Raw genomic sequence first — 15,602 nt, forward strand, 5'->3', positions numbered from 1 at the left:
TGGGCGGACTGCTGGCACTGCTGCCCTGGTTCGGCCTGCCCGGCGCCTCCGCCTCCGCGCCCGCCCCGGTCGTGCCGGTGGCAGGACGCCCCCCTTTCCGGCAGGGCCTGCTGCCCTGGCTGCTGCTGGCCTATTTCTGCGAGGGGCTGGGCTACATCATCACCGGCACCTTTATGGTGGCCATCTTGCACCAGCAACCGGCGCTGGCCGGACTCGGCCACCTGAGCTGGCTGCTGGTGGGGCTGGCGGCCATCCCCTCCTGCGGCCTCTGGCTGGGGCTGGGCAACCGCCTGGGCCTGGCCGGCACCCTGATCGCCGCCCACCTGGCACAGGCGTTGGGCATAGTGCTGCCCCTGCTCTGGCCGGGCCCGACCGGAGCCCTGCTCGGCGCCCTGCTGTTCGGCGGCACCTTTATGGGCATCACCGCCCTGACCCTGTCACTGGGGCGAACACTGGCCCCGACCCGGGTCCAGGCCACCCTGGCCGGGCTCACCGCCGCCTTCGGCCTGGGCCAGATCATCGGCCCGGTGCTGGCGGGGCTGAGCCTCGGCCACAGGCACCATTTCGATCAGGCCCTGCTGGGCGGCGCCCTGGCGGTGCTGCTCGGCGCCCTGGCCCTGCTCTGGGGCCGCTACCGATATCCGTTGTCAACCACCCAAGGAGAACCCTTATGCCCTACGTCAACATCAAGCTCACCCGGGAACAAGAGCCCATCACCCGGGAGCAGAAGGCCGCACTGATCGCCGGCGTCACCGAGCTGCTGGTGCAGGTGGTGGGCCGCGGCCCCGGCACCACGGTGGTGGTGATCGACGAGGTCGACACCGACAACTACGGCGTGGGCGGCGCCACCATCACCGAGCGGAGGAAGCAGGGGAAATAGCGCCCTTTATCCGGACAGCCTCTTTTTCGCCGGCGGCTGGCATATAATCCTCATGGAACCCATCAACATCAGGAACACGGATGGACGTCAGCTATCGCCAGCTCAGGGCCTTTCTGGCCCTGGTGGAAGAACGCAATATCACCCGGGCCGCCGAGCGGATCCACCTGACCCAGTCGGCCCTGAGCCAGATGCTGAAACGGCTGGAGCAACAGCTCGAGGCCGAGCTGTTGCGGCGGGAAGGGCGGGAGCTCGGCCTGACCCCGGCCGGCGAGGCCCTGTACCGGGAGGCCAGGGTTATCGTCAACCGCCTGGACAAGCTGCTGCGGGACAACCGGGATCGCCGCCACGGCTTTCACAAGTCGCTGGTGGTGTCCTCCCTCTATACCCTCTCCGCCTCCCTGGCGCCCAGGGCCCTGAACCGGATGAAGCAGGAGCACCGGGATTTTACCTTTCGCCTGATCGAGGAGCGGGTGGACGACATCACCCGTTCGGTGCTGGAAGGCCGGGCCGATGTGGGCATCAATACTCCCGACCATCATCCCGACCTCGACTTCATTCCCCTGTTCCGGGACTACCTCTGCCTGGCCTGTCGGGACGATCATCCCCTGGCCGGGGCCGACGCCGTCAGCTGGGAGCAAGCCTACGAGCACGCCGGCATCGGCGTGAGCCCGGGCAACAGCCTGCGCACCCTGGCCGACGAGGCCTTCCACCGCATCGGGCTCAGCTACGATCCGGAGTTCAACGCCTCCCACACCTCCACCCTGCTGGGCATGATCTCCAGCGGCCTGGGCTCGGCCATACTGTCCTCCACCATTTCCGCCATCGACAACACCCCCGGCATCCGCTTCCTGCCCATCCGTTCGCCTTACCAGTACCGCCAGGTGGGGCTGCTGCTGCGCAAGGATGCCCGCCGCCCGCTGATCGACGAATTCTGCCTGCGGATCCAGGAGCAGGTGGCCGACTGGCAGGCGGTCAAAGAGGGGCAGGTGCTGCTCCCGGGCCGGCCGGGAGCAGCGGGGTGATCAGAGCGGGCCAACCGGCAGCCCCAGCAGGAAGTAAAGCAGGAAGGCGCCGCCCCAGATGCCGAACAGCAGCAGGGCGTAGGGCAGCATCATCGCCAGGAAGGTACCGAAGCGCACCTCGGGGTTGTAGCGGGCGATCAGCGCCAGCACCATGGGAATATAAGGATTGGTGGGCGAGATGATGTTGGTGGTGGAATCGGCGATACGGTAGGCCATCTGGGTATCCGCCGGCTCCACTCCCAGCAGCATGAACAGCGGGATGAACACCGGCGCCATAATGGCCCACTGGGCCGAGCCGCTGAACACAATGAGGTTCATGGCCCCGGCCAGCACCATGAACAGCGCCAGCATCACCAGGTTGGGCAGGGGCAGCCCGGACAGCCACTCGGCGCCGTTCACCGCCACGAAGATGGCCAGGTTCGACCAGTTGAACCAGGCGATAAACTGGGCGATGACGAACACCAGCACGATGTAGCCGCCCACACTTTTCAGCGCCCTGGCCATCAGCCCGGGGACATCGTCCGCCCGCTGGATGGCCCCCGACTTCACCCCGAACACCACGGCGCAGAGGATAAAGAAACCCATGATCACCGGTATGATGCCGCTCAGAAAAGGCGACGGCACCAGTCCGCCCTCGGCGTTGCGCAAGGGCGATCCGGCCGGCAGCAGCACCAGCAGGAAGAGGCCCAGGTAGAGGGCGGCGGCGGCCAGGGTCCACTTCAGCGCCGTTTTCTCCCGGTCGGACACGCTGTAGCTCTGGCCCATGTCGGCTCCTTCCCGGCTGTGCAGGGCGGAAAAACGCGGCTCGATGTATTTGTCGGTGATCAGGGTGCCCGCCACTACCAGCAGCGGCACCGACACCAGCATGAAGTACCAGTTGGCCGCCGGCGAGATTTCCACCGCCCGCACCACGGCCGCGGCCTCGGTAGAGATGCCCGACAGCAGCACGTCGGTACCGGCGATGAAGATGTTGGCGGTAAAACCGGCGGCCACCGCCACAAAGCCGGCGGCAATGCCGACGATGGGGTTGCGGTTGGTGGCCGCGAATACGATGCCGGCCAGGGGCGGCACCAGGATAAAGGCAGCGTCCGAGGCCAGGTTGCCGATGATGCCCACCAGGAAGATGGTGCCGGTGACGAATTTGCGCGGCGCGTTGAGCAGCGAGGCCTTGATGGCCGCATCGGCCAGCCCGACCTCCTGCATCAGCCCCACCGCCAGCATCATGCACAGCACCAGGCCGAGCGGTTTGAAGGACACGAAGTTGTCGACCGTGGACGAGAGGATATAGACCAGCCCTTCGCCGCTCAGCAGGCTGCGCACCGCGACCTCGTTGCCGTTGCCCGGGTGGGTGACGCTGCCGCCCGCCGCCGCGACCAGGGCCGACAGCACCATGACGGCGGCGCACAGGTAGATGAACAGGTAAAAAGGATGGGGCAGTTTGTCGCCAATGCGCTCGATACGCTGGATAAGGCTGCTGGGGCGGGGCGCCGCCCCGGAATGGATGGATGACATAAACAGAGTCCTTTCTCGCGTTAAGGGCGGGCCTCCGAGCGAGGCCCACCGGGGATTAGTCCATTTGCCGCACCAGGGTCACGAAATAGGCCGCTCCCGCCGGTATGATGGCATCGTTGAAGTCGTATTTCTTGTTGTGCAACCCCAGGCTGCAGCCGGGCTCATGATCGCCGTTGCCGATAAAGCCGTAGCAACCCGGTACCCGGCCCAGGAAGTGGGCGAAATCCTCGCTGCCCATCAGCGGCTCGGTGTTGCCGTCCACTCCCTCGGCACCGGCCACGGCACCGGCGGCACGCACCGCCAGGGCGGTTTCGGCCGGGCTGTTGACGGTGGGCGGATGACTGACGGGACCGAGGCGGAAGTCGGCCTCCATCTCGAAGGCCCGGGCCAGGTTGGGCACCAGGGTCTCCAGCCGCTGGATGAGATTGCGCCGGGTGTCCTCGCTCAGGGTACGGAAAGTACCGCTGAGATGGGCTTCGTCGGCGATGGCGTTGGTGGTCTCGCCGCCGTGGATCTGGGTGACCGAGATCACCACCGGCTCCAGCGGGCTGAAGGTGCGGCTGACCAGCCCCTGGATACCCTGGTAGATATGGGTCGCCACCAGCAGCGGATCCCGGGTCTTGTGGGGCAGGCCGGCGTGGCCGCTGTTGCCGCGCACCCTGATGAACAGCCGATCCGAGCTGGCCATGATGGGCCCCTCCCGAAAGGCAAAATGTCCCGCCGGGATACCGGGCATGTTGTGCAGGGCGAAGCAGGCGTCCACCGGATAGCGCTCCAGGGCCCCCTCGGCGATCATCCGCTCGGCGCCACCCACGCCCTCCTCCGCCGGCTGGAAGAACAGCACGGCGCTGCCCTTGAAGTCCCGGTGCAGGGCCAGGTAGCGGGCCGCCATCAACAGCATGGTGGTATGGCCGTCGTGGCCGCAGGCGTGCATCTTGCCGGCGCAACCGGAGCGGTGCTCGAAGGTGTTTTCCTCGTCGATGGGCAGGGCATCCATGTCGGCGCGCAGGCCGAGTCGCCGCCCCGGCCCCAGTTTGCCGTGGATCACCGCCACTACGCCGGTCTCGGCGAAGTCGGTACAAATTTCATCCACGCCGTAGGCGGTCAGCAGTTCCACCACCAGCGCCTGGGTGGCTTTTTCCTCGAACCCCAGCTCGGGGTGCCGATGGATGCGGCGCCGGATCGCCCGGGCCTCGGCTTGCCATTGGTTCAGTACTTCCAGCAAGGACATCGTTATCTCCGCTCAATCATGATGGAGCTAACTTAACAGCCGGCGGGGGCAGGGGAATAATCAGCTTGTTAATGGCGCCAGTAGCAAAGCTTATGGGTGGGGAAGCAAGCGGGCCGCCGTCCCGCCAGGGACCACGGCCACCTCTTCGTTGATTAGCCCAGAAACGCCAGGGCGCCGGTGACCAGGGCGGCGATGCCGGTTTCCAGGGACGGCTGGCGGTCGGGCGCATAGTAGGGCGAGTGGGGCATGGGCAGCTGGCGCATGCGATCATAGACCCGCTCGCCGCGGGTGCCGGCCCAGCTCTCGGCGGTGGCGGCGCCGATAAACCAGTAGGCGTAGGGGATGTTCCCGCCCTCGAAGCCGCCGGCGGCGGCGTTGCCGAAGTAGGGGAAATCCTCGCTGCCGCCGAGCCGGCCCATCTCGAACAGCCGTTGCTCGCCGAAGTAGTCGCCGTGGGCCCGGCGCAGCCGTTCCACGGTGGCGGCGTCGTTGTCCAGGGTGATGGTTTCGCTCAGCACCCGGTATTCCGCCGGCTTCGGCGAGCGCCCCGCCAGGCACTCGGCGTCGATGATGCGCCGGATAGCATCCAGCACCTGTTGCAGCAGCGTGTCGCTGAAGCAGCGCACGTTGATCTCCAGCTCGGCGCTGTGGGGGATGATGTTGCCCTGGGTGCCCGCCTGCAGCTTGCCCACCGTCACCACCACCTGCTCGCTGGGCTCCACTTCCCGGGAGACGATGGTCTGCAGCCGTACCACGGCGTGGGCGGCGATCACCACCGGGTCCACCGCCTGGGCCGGCATGGAGCCGTGGCCGCCGTTGCCGTGGATGGTCACCCCCAGGGTGGTGGCCGCGGCCATGGCCCGGCCGGCGATGTGGCCCACCATGCCGGCCAGCGCCGGCATGTTGTGCTGGCCCAAGATGACGTCGGGCCGGGCGATGCGCTCGTAGAGGCCGTCCCTGAGCATGGCGCGGGCACCGCCGAACACCTCCTCCGCCGGCTGGTGCACCACCATCAGGGTGCCCCGCCAGTGCTCGCGCAGGGCATGGAGCACGGCGGCGGCGCCGGTCAGGCAGCTGGCGTGCAGGTCGTGGCCGCAGGCGTGCATCACCGCCGGCCCCTCCCCGCCGTGGCGGCAGCTGGCGTAATCGAGCCCGGTCTGCTCGCGGATGGGCAGGGCGTCCATGTCGCCGCGCAGCATCACGCAGGGCCCCTCGCCGTTTTGCAGCAGGCCCACCACCCCGGTCTTGCCGAGGCCGGTGGTCACCTCATAGCCGATGGCGTCCAGCCGGGCGGCCAGCTTGCGACTGGTCTCGACCTCTTCGAACGGCAGCTCCGGATGCCGGTGCAGGTCCTGGTAGAGGTGGTCGATATCGTCGTAGACACGGGCCAGGGCGCCCTTGATCAGCTCATGTATCTGCATGGGGTTTCCTTATACCTTGGACGCCACGGCGTCGGTCTTGTTGTTGAACAGCCATTGCCACAGGGCCACCACCAGCAGGTTGAGCAAAAAGCCCCAGAAGCCGGGATGGAACTGCAGCGGCGACGGCAGGTAGAACTGGTACAGCAGGGTCAGGCCGCTGCCCAGCAGGGTGCCGGCGATCACCGCCTGTTTGGTGAGGGCGGGCAGGAAGAGGGCGCCGACCACCATGGGCATCAGCTGCACTATGATGCCGAAGGCGCCCAGCAGCACCGCCACCAGCGACGCCGGGTTGTAGAGCGCGAACAGGTAGCCGAGCAGCGACACCACCAGCACCCCCAGCTGGATGGCCCGCACCACGGCCCGTTCGGACGCCTTGCGCATCACCGAGATGCAGAGGATGTCGCGCACCGCTATGGTGGCGGCGGTATGGGCCAGGTTGGCACCGGTGGACATGGCCGCCGCCAGGGCGCCGGACAGCATGATGCCGGTCACCCAGGGCGAGAAGCCGGCCACGTCCATCACCAGCTTGAGCAGCACCTCGTCGGGCCGGGCCAGGGGCTGATCGGCGAACACCAGGATGCCGGCGAAGCCGATCAGCAGCAGGGGCACCAGCAGGTAGGCGAACAGCGGGTAGAACACGGCCACCTGGCGCAGGGTACGGTCGTTTTCGGCGGTGTAGAACTTCATGAACAGGTGCGGCCACATGGCGCCGCCGAAGGCGCTGACCAGTATGGCGGTGCTGAAGGCGCCCCAGCCCATGACCCCGGTGGCGCCCGGCATCACCAGGTACTCGGGCATCTGCAGCTGGATCTGCTCGAACATGGGACCCACGCCGCCGAACAGGCGGTCGGTCACCGCCCAGCCGAGGAACCAGGCGATGGCCACCATCATCACCCCCTGCAGCAGGTTGGTCCAGCCGATGCCGCCCAGGCCGCTGCAGTACACATAGGCCGCCACCACCAGGAAGGCGAGCAGCGCCCCCAGCCAGAAGGGCACCAGGCCGCCGGTGGCCGCCTGGAACAGCAGGCCGGCGCCGGCGATCTGGATGGCCAGGTAGGGGATCAGCGCCACCACGCTGATGCTGCCGGCGAAGGCGCCCAGGCCCGGGCTGCGATAGTGATGGGCGATCAGGTCGGCCTGGGTCAGGTAGCCGTGGGCCTTGCCCAGCTCGCGCACCCGCGGCCCCATCACCCAGATGATGATGGGGATAAGACTCAGGTAAGCCAGGATGTAGAGGGCGGGGGCACCGTGTTTGTAGGCCCAGCCCGGGGTGCCGAGAAAGGCGAAGGCGGAGAAGATTTCCGCCCCCAGGATAAAGAACAGGATCAGCACCCCCACATGTCGGCCGCCGGCCACGTACTGCTCCAGGCTGGAGCTGGAGCCGGTGCCCTTGCCGCGGGCGCGCACCCCCACCCACAGCACCAGCAGCAGGTAGGACAGGGTAATGCCGGTAACGATGACGGCGTCAGACATGGCGCTGGCCTCCATACTGCTTGATAAAGGCCGCCAGCAGGCCGGCGAACAGCAGGAACATCCACAGGATGTACCAGAAGAACAGGAACGGCAGGCCCAGTATCATGGGCTCCACCCGGTTGGCGATCAGGGCCCCGGGCCAGATCATGGCCAGGGTGCAGAGCACAAAGTGCAGCCCTATCCAGCGGTTGGTATTCATAAAGCATCTCCTTCGCAATGGCTTTCCTCGACTCGCCGACAGGGCAAGTGTTAATGATCAAGATAGGACTTGTTACAGCAATATAAAAAATAGTAAATATCTATACCCGCAATGCCATTAAGGTATGGAGACCGGTGTGAAACCACCGGAACGTTGAGATGGATTTTCGCCAGTTGCATTATTTCGTCGCCGTGGTGGAGGAAGGCTCCCTGTCGGCGGCCAGCCGCCGGGTGCACATCGCCCAGCCAGCCCTGACCCGCCAGATCCACGCCCTGGAAGAAAAACTGCAGGTCAGCCTGTTCGAGCGCCATACCCGGGGCATGACGCTGACCGTGGCCGGCCAGGCGCTCTACGAAGAAGCCGGCAAGATGCTGGAAAACCGGGAGCAGGTGATGGCGCGCATCCGCGCCCTGGGCCAGGGTCTAACCGGCAAGGTCACCCTGGGGGTGACGGTGTCCCACCTGTGGGTGCCGGATATCCGGCGGCTGCTGGCCCGCTTCCGGGACGACTACCCCCAGGTGGCGCTGGAGGTCTATCCGCTGCTCTCGGGGCCCCAGGGCGAGAGGCTGAAGGAGGGCAGCATAGACGCGGGTTTCCTGTATCTGGAGGACAGGGTTCCCGACTTCCTGCAGAGCCATCTGTTCCACCGGGATCACCTGGTGCTGGCGGTGCCCGCCGGCTCCCCGCTGGTGGCCTCGCCGCCCGCCCGGGTGCGGGCGCTGAACGAGTTCGACTTCGTCTGGGGCCCCCGCCATACCTCCCCCCTCTATTACGATCGGCTGAGCGCCTACTTCACCCGGCTCGGCCTGGTGCCCCGGGTGGTGCAGCAGGGGGCCGACAACATCACCATCCTCAGCCTGGTCGCCGCCGGCCTGGGCATTTCCATCGTGCCCGGCGACTGCCGCTGGAGCTCGCCGCCCGGGGTGCACTTTATCGACATGGCCGAGCTGCGGGAGTGCGACATGTCGATCCACTTCGCCTGGAACCGCCACAACCACTCCCCGGCCCTGCAGAATTTCATCCATATCGTGCAGGGCAGCCCTGCCCCCGCCGACGGCTGAGGGCCTGGGCAAGCCCGTTCACTGTTAAAGAAATATTTCACGAAATGGCATTTTGTTAAGACTTAGGTCGCATGGCACAAAGCGGTAACAGGCCATACCATGGGCGCCAACATGACACCATAGTGATGAGCATCATCAAGGAGAGTCCCGTGTCAGAGGCCCAATCCCCCCGTTACCGCGATTTGCGCAAGCCCCGGCGCGAGTTCGACAGCCGCGCCGCCTACCTGGAGCACGAGCTGTCGATCATGGCCCCCCGCCGCTGGCGCATCAACCTGCCGTTTCGCGACTACAGCTTCGAACTGGAAGATCTGGTGCCGGCCCTGGCCGCGACCATCGGCAAGATAGTGATGGTGGCCGCCGTGGTGGCCGCCTTTGCCGGCCCGCTCGGGCTCGGCAACGACTTCGTGGTGGAAAACGTCCGCTTCGAGATGCTGATCGCCGCCCTGCTGTTCGTGATCCTGTTCTCGGGGCTGATCAACCCCAACGCCAACCTGGCCGGCACCCACGGCCCCATGATCCCGCTGATCCCGCTGATCGTCGCCTCCGGCGGTCACCCCCTGGCATTGGGGCTGATGGTGGGCCTGTTCGGCCTGCTGCTCAGCATCAGCAAGGGCGGCAGCAAGCTGATGGCGCTTACCAGCGACGGGGTGCGCGGCGGCCTGCTGATCTACCTGGGCGCCATGGGCCTGCTCAGCCAGATCAAGGCGCTCAACGCCTGGGCCACGGGCATCGACATGGGCCATATCGCCTTTGCGGTGATCCTCGCCACCATCATCATGTACGCCCTGCTGGCCCGGCTGGAAATGCGCTGGCTGTCGATCCCGCTCGGCTCCGGCCTGGCCTTCCTGATCGCCATCGTCCTGGGTGCGCCCTTCGAGTTCGTGACCGAGCCGGGCATCCCCCACCTGAGCCCGGGCTACTGGTGGGGCGAAAGCACCGGCTGGCAGATGGGCTGGCCCGAGCTGCACCACTTTGTGAGCGTGATCCCCTTCGCGGTGCTGGCGGTGGCCATGTGGTCGCCGGACTTTATGGGCCACCGGGTGTTCCAGGAGCTGAACTACCCGAAGAAGGCCGATAAGGTGCTGATGAACGTGGACGACACCATGGGCGTGGCCTCGGTACGCCAGGCGGTGGGCAGCCTGCTCGGCGGCGGCAACCTGGCCTCCTCCTGGGGCACCTACATGATCCCCGCCGCCATCGCCAAGCGCCCCATCCCCGCCGGCGCCGTGCTCACCGGCCTGTTCTGCGTGGTCGCCGCCCTCTGGGGCTACCCCATGGATCTGGCGGTGTGGGATCCGGTGCTGCGGGTGGCGCTGCTCGTCGGTGTCTTCATGCCTTTGCTGGAAGCCGGCATGCAGATGACCCGCAACACCACCAGCAGCCAGTCCGCCGGTATAGTGGTGTTCGCCTCCGCCTTCGTCAACCCGGTGTTCGGCTGGTCCATGACCATGCTGCTCGACAACCTGGGACTTATCGGTGACAAGGAGCGCGGCAAGAAGCTGCGCCTGATGGACCGCTGGGTGATCCCCGGCATCACCTTCGCGGTGCTGCTGGTGATCATGGCCATGGTGGGCATGCTGCCCGGCATACCGGCGCTGATGAAGATCTCCTGAAAGACCTCAAGTGAAGTTCACGTTTCCAACCGGGGCCCAGCCCCGGTTTTTTTGATTCGCCGCCGCAAAGGCCCTACTCGCCGATGGCGAGAAACAGCGGCTCGTCTACAGCTCGCCGGTTGTCGATGGCGGCCCGGATACGGCCGTCGACCTCGGCTTCCTCGTACAGGCCGCACACCCTGAACTGCTTCTTGAAATCGATGCTGTCGCCCAGGTAGTCATAGAGCACCCGGGTACAGGCCGGGGTGCGATGGCTCTTGGACGACACGCCGATTTTCACGCCGAGCAGGTGCCTGAGCTGGCTCTTGTAGGAGGGGAACAGCACCGTCTGGGTGATTTCGTTTTCCGTCAGCGCCTCGTAGTCCATCAGGAAGATACGGTCGCACAGGTTGACGGCGATGCCATGGTAACGGCAGTGGGTCACTTTTTCGCCGCGCGCCCCCGCGCCGATCAGCCGTTCGTACCTGGTGTAGGCGATGCCCTGTTTGCTGGTGCTGAGCTGGATCAGCGAGCGGAAAATCCGTCCCGGGTAGCCCAGGGAATAGTAGTATTCGTGATACCAGCCCAGGTAGCGCTCCAGGCTCGGCCGGGACCGACTGCGCAGCTCGGCCATTTTCCGGGAGTAGCCGTCCTGGGGAGCATTCCCGGCGCGAGCCGCGATCACCTGCTTGGTGAACTGCTCATGGGGCATCAGGATCTCGAACTCCTCCACCCCGAAAAAGTCGCAGATCAGGCGCAGGTTCGCCTTGGAGGGATGCACCTTGCCGCTCAGGTACTTGTTGAACTGGGTCCGGTTGATGCCCATTTTCTGGCATACCTGGGCCATCGACGGGTAGTGGCCGCAGAGCAGCTTCAGGTTGTCCGTAAAATCCACCCGGCTCACTCCCTGCCTTCCAGGCACATCATGCTTTTCCTCCCGCCCCGGAAGCCATCACCTTGCTTCCCGGCCTGCATTCTGCTCCCGAAAGGTGCGGCCGCAGCCGGCTTCCTTCTTCGCTTTCCCCTGATCATCGTCGTCTCTCCAAGGACTTGGCCGCCCGGCCGGGCGGCCATGGCTGTGGCCAATTGTGCCACCGGGACGGCTCCCATGCCATTTACGGAAGGCCCCGGTTGGCACCTTTCCGACCGGGCGCACAGATTGCGCCAGGGATGACGCACCAAGTGCGCCGGGCTGTGCCGGCTGCGAACTGCTCGCCGACGGCGGCCCCTGCTCTAATGAATACCCAGGAGGCGCCTGCGGGGCGCCATCTCCTCCGTCCCAACCACAAGGAAGTCGGCCATGAAACTCTTGCATCGCATCCCCACCTTTTCCGCTGTCGCCCTGGCCAGCGCCCTGGCGCTGAGCCCCCTTACCGCCCTCTCCGCCGAGACCCTGCGGCTGTCGGCGATCGAGCCCCCCACCTCCACCGTGGTGGCGTTCGCCAATGCCTTCTCGGCGCGGGTCAGGCAGTACAGCCAGGACAGCATCGACATCAAGGTCTATCCCTCCAGCCAGCTCGGCGACTGGGTCGAGGTGCACGAACAGGTGATGGAAGGCACCATCGATCTCGCCCTGCAGCCTTTGTCCAACAGCTTCAACGAAGTGCTCGCCCTGCAATGGTTCCCCTACGCGGCCCTCGACTTCGAATCCGGCCGGGATGCCTTCTCGGAAGGCGGCGTCGTCCATGAAATCATCAACGAGGCCCTGGCCGAGCAGGACATCAAGATACTGGGCGCCTTTGTCTCAGGCATGGGCGGCATCGTCTATACCAGGCCGGCGCCCGCCCCCCGGGATCCGAACGCCAGCCAGGGCCTCAAGATCCGGGTCTGGCCGGGTGGCACCACCCACCAGGAGCTGCTCAAGCGCCTGGGCTATCAGACCGCCCCCATCCCCTGGTCGGATCTTTATACCGCCATGCAGACCGGGGTGGTGGATGGCGCCATCGGGGCGACGCCCGAGCTGGTCATGAACAACTTCGCCGACATCGCCAAGATGTGGGTGCAGAACAACGACCACTTCGAGGTGTCTTTCCTGGCGGTGAACAAGGGCCGTTTCGACAGCCTCTCCCGGGAGCAGCAGCAGGCCATCCGCCGGGCCGCCACCGAGCTGTCCGCCGAGCGCTTCGCCACGGCCGAGCAGGAGCACGAGAAATTCCTGCAGCAGATGCGCGACAAGGGGATTGAGGTGGTGGAGCTGGACAAGTCCGAACTCGAGTCCGTGGCCCGGGTGGTGCGTGCCGATGTCTGGCCAAAGATAGAGGATGAAATAGGCGCTATCAACATGGCCCGCCTGAAGCTCAGCCTGGGCATCAGGTAGTCCCTCCGGCCAGTGGCCGGCATCCGGTGACAGGGCCCCACCCGAGTGGGGCCATCCCCGCCGGCACCACCGTCATGCCCACTTTGGCATAAGACCCGCCCTTCCTGCCCTTCCCCGTCCTTCGGCGGCCGGAAGGGCCCCGACACAGGGGATCGTCATGGACACGACCGTTTTATCCCTGCTGCATAACAAGCTGTTGTGGCTGCAGCGCCTGGTGATGGGACTGACCACCATCGCCTTTTCCGTCCTGATCTTTATTCAGGTATTTATTCGCTATTTTCTGGATCTGCCCCTCTATGGGGTGGAAGAGATCGCGGTCTACCTGGCGGTCTGGCTCTATTTCATCGGCTCCGGTTACGGTGTTTATCGCGGCAACCATATCTCGGCCGGCGTCATGGACATCGCCCTGTCCTCCCCGGCGGCGAAGGCGACCCTCCAGGCCCTGGTCTCGCTGATTTCACTGGCCATCATCGGCTGGGTCTGCTGGCTTTGCCTCGGCTATTTCCAGTGGAGCCTGGCCCGGGTGCCCAAGTCGCCGGAGCTGAGAATACCGCTCTACTACGTGCATGCCGCCATGCTGGCGGGAGCGGGGCTCATGTTTTTCTACACCCTTATCGAGCTGGTCGGCAGGCTCCACTGCCTGGTCGCGGGCCGCCCTTATCATTCCCTGGCGGACATCGACGATAACGACACCGCCCGCAAGGCGGAAGGAAGATCCTGATGAATATCGACATTCTGCTTGATGCCATCATCCTCGTCGGCCTGCTGCTGCTGGGTGTGCCCGCTCCCCTGTGCTTTGCGGCCGCCGCCCTGTTCCTGTTTGCGACGGGTGACTTTCACAACGCCAACTTCCTGGTGTCGTCGGGCTTTACCAAGCTGTCATCGCTGATCCTGCTGGCCATTCCGCTCTATATCTTCGCCGGCGGGTTGATGACCCAGGGCGGCATCGCCGGCCGCCTGATCGATCTGGCCGAAAGCCTGATCGCCCGGGTCAAGGGCGGGCTCGGCATAGTGGTGGTGTTTTCCACCGCCATCTTTGGCGCCATCTCCGGCATGTCCACCGCGGCGGTCGCCTCCATCGGATCCATCATGATCCCCAAGATGGTCGAGCGCGGTTATGACCGGGGCTACGCCACCACCCTGGTGGCGGCCTCTTCCGTGCTGGCGTTGCTGATCCCGCCCAGCTCCTCGATGATCCTCTATGGCTGGGTGACCAACACCTCGATCACCGCCATGTTCCTGGCCCCGGTGCTGCCGGCCCTGCTGCTGATCGGCAGCTTCACCCTGCTGAACCTGGTGCTGACCCGGAACATGGCGGTGGTCGAGCCCCCTCGCCGTTCGCTGCGGGATACGGGCACCGATGTCTGGCTCAAGACCAAGCGCGCCGCCTTCGGGCTGGCCATGCCCATCGTCATTCTGGGCTGCATCTACGGCGGCATCACCACCCCCACCGAAGCCGCCGCCATTGCCGTGATCTACGCCATTCCCGTCGCCGTGTTCATCTACCGGGGGCTGAGCTTCCGCTCCCTTGCCGACGTGGCCTGGAAGACCGGCCAGATAGCGGCGGTATTGATGATACTGGTGTTCTTTTCGTCGATGCTGGCGCGGGTCTGGACCATGGGCAACGTACCGCAGACCGTGATGGAGTTCATTCTGGGCCTCAGCGACAACAAGATACTGCTGCTGTTGCTCATCAACCTGTTCCTGCTGCTGATCGGCATGTTCCTGGACGACATCAGCGGCGTCCTGCTGGCCTCCCCCATGCTGTTGCCGGTTGCCGTCAGCCTGGGCATGGATCCGGTGCATTTCGGCGCCATTGTCGGCGTCAACCTGGGGATGGGCCTGATCACCCCGCCCACGGCGCCCATCCTCTATTTTTCCGGGCTGATCGGCAACACCACCCTGCCCAGGATGATCGGATACACCATGGCGTTCATCCTGTTCGGCTATCTGCCGGTGCTCTTGCTGACCACCTTTATCCCGTCGCTGTCGCTGCTGCTGCCCGAGGTGATCCTGGGCTACCAGCCGATGGGGCGATAACCCGCGCGGGTAGCGGGGAACACGAAACCACCGCCGCCGACGCACGATCAAACATTAACGAAGCCTTCATCACAGTCACAGAGGTACGCATCATGTCTTCCATGCCGGTCATCGGAATCACACTGGATATCGAACACACCCCGGGCTATGCCCCGGAGCCCTGGTACGCGCTGCGGGAGAACTACTGCTCCGCCATAGCGGCGGCGGGCGGGCTGCCGCTGGCCCTGCCCCACGAGCAGGACGCGGCGGAGCACTATCTCGACCTGGTCGACGGCCTGGTGATCAGCGGCGGCATGTATGACATCCCGCCCGAACTCTACGGAGAAACCCTGCGCCAGGGAGAGCTGGTGACCAAGGCAGGGCGCACCCGGTTCGAGCGCAAGCTGATCGAAGGGGCGCTGGCCCGCGACCTTCCCCTGATCGGCATCTGCGGCGGCATGCAGCTGTTGGCGGTACTCAAGGGTGCCAAACTGATCCAGGATATTCCCAGCGAAGTGAAGGACAGCCTGAACCATATGCAACCCCCGCCCCACCACCTGGCCGGACACCGGGTGCACCTCACCCCCGGCACCCGGCTGTTCCAGCTGTTCCGGCAGGAGTCGCTGGAGGTGAACAGCGTGCATCATCAGGCGGTGCGGGATCTGCCGCCGGACATCATCGTCAGCGCCGTCGCCGACGACGGCATCGTCGAGGCGATCGAAATTCCCGGCCAGCACTTCTGCCTGGGCTTTCAGTGGCACCCCGAATACCTGATCAACCAGGGGGAGCGCCGGCTGTTCGAGGCGCTGGTCGCGGCGGCGACCCAGTACCGCCGGCACGCGGCCGCCCTTCCCCTGGCCAACTAGGACGAGGTG

At 65.6% G+C, this 15,602-nt stretch carries 15 protein-coding genes; 9 read left to right on the plus strand and 6 right to left on the minus strand.

Features of this window, described 5'->3' with window-relative positions:
• The 3 genes from CGX12_RS06345 to CGX12_RS06355 form a co-directional block, all read left to right on the plus strand.
• Positions 1 to 740 (plus strand): YbfB/YjiJ family MFS transporter (locus CGX12_RS06345; RefSeq protein ID WP_142995584.1); only part of this gene is annotated, 740 nt, incomplete at its 5' end.
• Positions 671 to 880 (plus strand): tautomerase family protein, encoded by a 210-nt coding sequence (locus tag CGX12_RS06350; RefSeq protein ID WP_094039053.1) that lies wholly within the window; start codon positions 671 to 673, stop codon positions 878 to 880. The genes CGX12_RS06345 and CGX12_RS06350, both read left to right, overlap by 70 nt.
• Before the next feature lie 80 nt (positions 881 to 960).
• Positions 961 to 1,902 carry a LysR family transcriptional regulator gene (locus CGX12_RS06355; protein WP_094039054.1) on the plus strand — a complete coding sequence of 314 codons (942 nt, stop codon included), beginning with the start codon at positions 961 to 963 and terminating at the stop codon, positions 1,900 to 1,902.
• Here the strand turns inward: CGX12_RS06355 and CGX12_RS06360 are convergent, their stop codons facing one another.
• The 5 genes from CGX12_RS06360 to CGX12_RS06380 form a co-directional block, all read right to left on the minus strand.
• Positions 1,903 to 3,414, minus strand: coding sequence for an AbgT family transporter (locus CGX12_RS06360; protein WP_094039055.1), 1,512 nt, complete (start codon positions 3,412 to 3,414; stop codon positions 1,903 to 1,905).
• A 55-nt stretch (positions 3,415 to 3,469) separates the two neighbouring features.
• Positions 3,470 to 4,645: an amidohydrolase gene (locus tag CGX12_RS06365; protein WP_094039056.1), complete on the minus strand. Its 1,176-nt coding sequence runs from the start codon at positions 4,643 to 4,645 to the stop codon at positions 3,470 to 3,472.
• A gap of 152 nt (positions 4,646 to 4,797) precedes the next feature.
• The gene (locus tag CGX12_RS06370; RefSeq protein WP_094039057.1) at positions 4,798 to 6,066 is read right to left on the minus strand and encodes an amidohydrolase; all 1,269 of its coding nucleotides are present in this window, start codon (positions 6,064 to 6,066) and stop codon (positions 4,798 to 4,800) included.
• Between the two features lie 9 nt (positions 6,067 to 6,075).
• A complete protein-coding gene (locus CGX12_RS06375; protein WP_094039058.1) occupies positions 6,076 to 7,539 on the minus strand; it encodes a sodium:solute symporter family protein in 1,464 nt (487 codons plus the stop codon).
• Positions 7,532 to 7,738, minus strand: coding sequence for a hypothetical protein (locus tag CGX12_RS06380; protein WP_094039059.1), 207 nt, complete (start codon positions 7,736 to 7,738; stop codon positions 7,532 to 7,534). The genes CGX12_RS06375 and CGX12_RS06380 overlap by 8 nt, the downstream gene beginning before the upstream one ends.
• Positions 7,739 to 7,896: 158 nt before the next feature.
• Here CGX12_RS06380 and CGX12_RS06385 point away from each other — a divergent pair, with 158 nt between their 5' ends.
• Positions 7,897 to 8,799 carry a LysR family transcriptional regulator gene (locus tag CGX12_RS06385; protein ID WP_094039060.1) on the plus strand — a complete coding sequence of 301 codons (903 nt, stop codon included), beginning with the start codon at positions 7,897 to 7,899 and terminating at the stop codon, positions 8,797 to 8,799.
• Between the two features lie 149 nt (positions 8,800 to 8,948).
• Positions 8,949 to 10,412 carry a DUF3360 family protein gene (locus CGX12_RS06390; protein WP_232513344.1) on the plus strand — a complete coding sequence of 488 codons (1,464 nt, stop codon included), beginning with the start codon at positions 8,949 to 8,951 and terminating at the stop codon, positions 10,410 to 10,412.
• 73 nt (positions 10,413 to 10,485) lie between these two features.
• Here CGX12_RS06390 and CGX12_RS06395 read toward each other — a convergent pair whose 3' ends face one another.
• Complete coding sequence (locus CGX12_RS06395) at positions 10,486 to 11,286, minus strand: helix-turn-helix domain-containing protein (RefSeq protein ID WP_142995585.1); 801 nt, start codon at positions 11,284 to 11,286, stop codon at positions 10,486 to 10,488.
• A 405-nt stretch (positions 11,287 to 11,691) separates the two neighbouring features.
• On the opposite strand from CGX12_RS06395, the gene dctP reads away from it, so the two are divergent.
• The 4 genes from dctP (at position 11,692) to CGX12_RS06420 (ending at position 15,593) form a co-directional block, all read left to right on the plus strand.
• Positions 11,692 to 12,708: a TRAP transporter substrate-binding protein DctP gene (dctP, locus tag CGX12_RS06405; RefSeq protein ID WP_094039064.1), complete on the plus strand. Its 1,017-nt coding sequence runs from the start codon at positions 11,692 to 11,694 to the stop codon at positions 12,706 to 12,708.
• 157 nt (positions 12,709 to 12,865) lie between these two features.
• Entirely contained in the window at positions 12,866 to 13,429 is a 564-nt protein-coding gene (locus CGX12_RS06410; RefSeq protein ID WP_094039065.1) for a TRAP transporter small permease, read from the plus strand.
• On the plus strand, positions 13,429 to 14,748 hold the full coding sequence (locus tag CGX12_RS06415) for a TRAP transporter large permease (RefSeq protein WP_094039066.1): 1,320 nt from the start codon (positions 13,429 to 13,431) through the stop codon (positions 14,746 to 14,748). Before CGX12_RS06410 ends, CGX12_RS06415 begins: the two co-directional genes overlap by 1 nt.
• A gap of 92 nt (positions 14,749 to 14,840) precedes the next feature.
• The gene (locus CGX12_RS06420) at positions 14,841 to 15,593 is read left to right on the plus strand and encodes a gamma-glutamyl-gamma-aminobutyrate hydrolase family protein (protein WP_094039067.1); all 753 of its coding nucleotides are present in this window, start codon (positions 14,841 to 14,843) and stop codon (positions 15,591 to 15,593) included.
• The last annotated feature ends 9 nt before the right edge of the window (positions 15,594 to 15,602 follow it).

It is taken from the genome of Zobellella denitrificans (assembly GCF_002237365.1).
GTDB classification, from domain to species: Bacteria; Pseudomonadota; Gammaproteobacteria; order Enterobacterales; family Aeromonadaceae; genus Oceanimonas; species Oceanimonas denitrificans.

Excerpts from the sequence above, each read along its gene's own strand:
- CGX12_RS06350 (WP_094039053.1), top strand. The coding sequence starts at position 671 with ATGCCCTACGTCAACATCAAGCTCACCCGGGAACAAGAGCCCATCACC.
- CGX12_RS06355 (WP_094039054.1), top strand. The coding sequence starts at position 961 with ATGGACGTCAGCTATCGCCAGCTCAGGGCCTTTCTGGCCCTGGTGGAA.
- CGX12_RS06360 (WP_094039055.1), bottom strand. The coding sequence starts at position 3,414 with ATGTCATCCATCCATTCCGGGGCGGCGCCCCGCCCCAGCAGCCTTATC.
- CGX12_RS06365 (WP_094039056.1), bottom strand. The coding sequence starts at position 4,645 with ATGTCCTTGCTGGAAGTACTGAACCAATGGCAAGCCGAGGCCCGGGCG.
- CGX12_RS06370 (WP_094039057.1), bottom strand. The coding sequence starts at position 6,066 with ATGCAGATACATGAGCTGATCAAGGGCGCCCTGGCCCGTGTCTACGAC.
- CGX12_RS06375 (WP_094039058.1), bottom strand. The coding sequence starts at position 7,539 with ATGTCTGACGCCGTCATCGTTACCGGCATTACCCTGTCCTACCTGCTG.
- CGX12_RS06380 (WP_094039059.1), bottom strand. The coding sequence starts at position 7,738 with ATGAATACCAACCGCTGGATAGGGCTGCACTTTGTGCTCTGCACCCTG.
- CGX12_RS06385 (WP_094039060.1), top strand. The coding sequence starts at position 7,897 with ATGGATTTTCGCCAGTTGCATTATTTCGTCGCCGTGGTGGAGGAAGGC.
- dctP (WP_094039064.1), top strand. The coding sequence starts at position 11,692 with ATGAAACTCTTGCATCGCATCCCCACCTTTTCCGCTGTCGCCCTGGCC.
- CGX12_RS06410 (WP_094039065.1), top strand. The coding sequence starts at position 12,866 with ATGGACACGACCGTTTTATCCCTGCTGCATAACAAGCTGTTGTGGCTG.
- CGX12_RS06415 (WP_094039066.1), top strand. The coding sequence starts at position 13,429 with ATGAATATCGACATTCTGCTTGATGCCATCATCCTCGTCGGCCTGCTG.
- CGX12_RS06420 (WP_094039067.1), top strand. The coding sequence starts at position 14,841 with ATGTCTTCCATGCCGGTCATCGGAATCACACTGGATATCGAACACACC.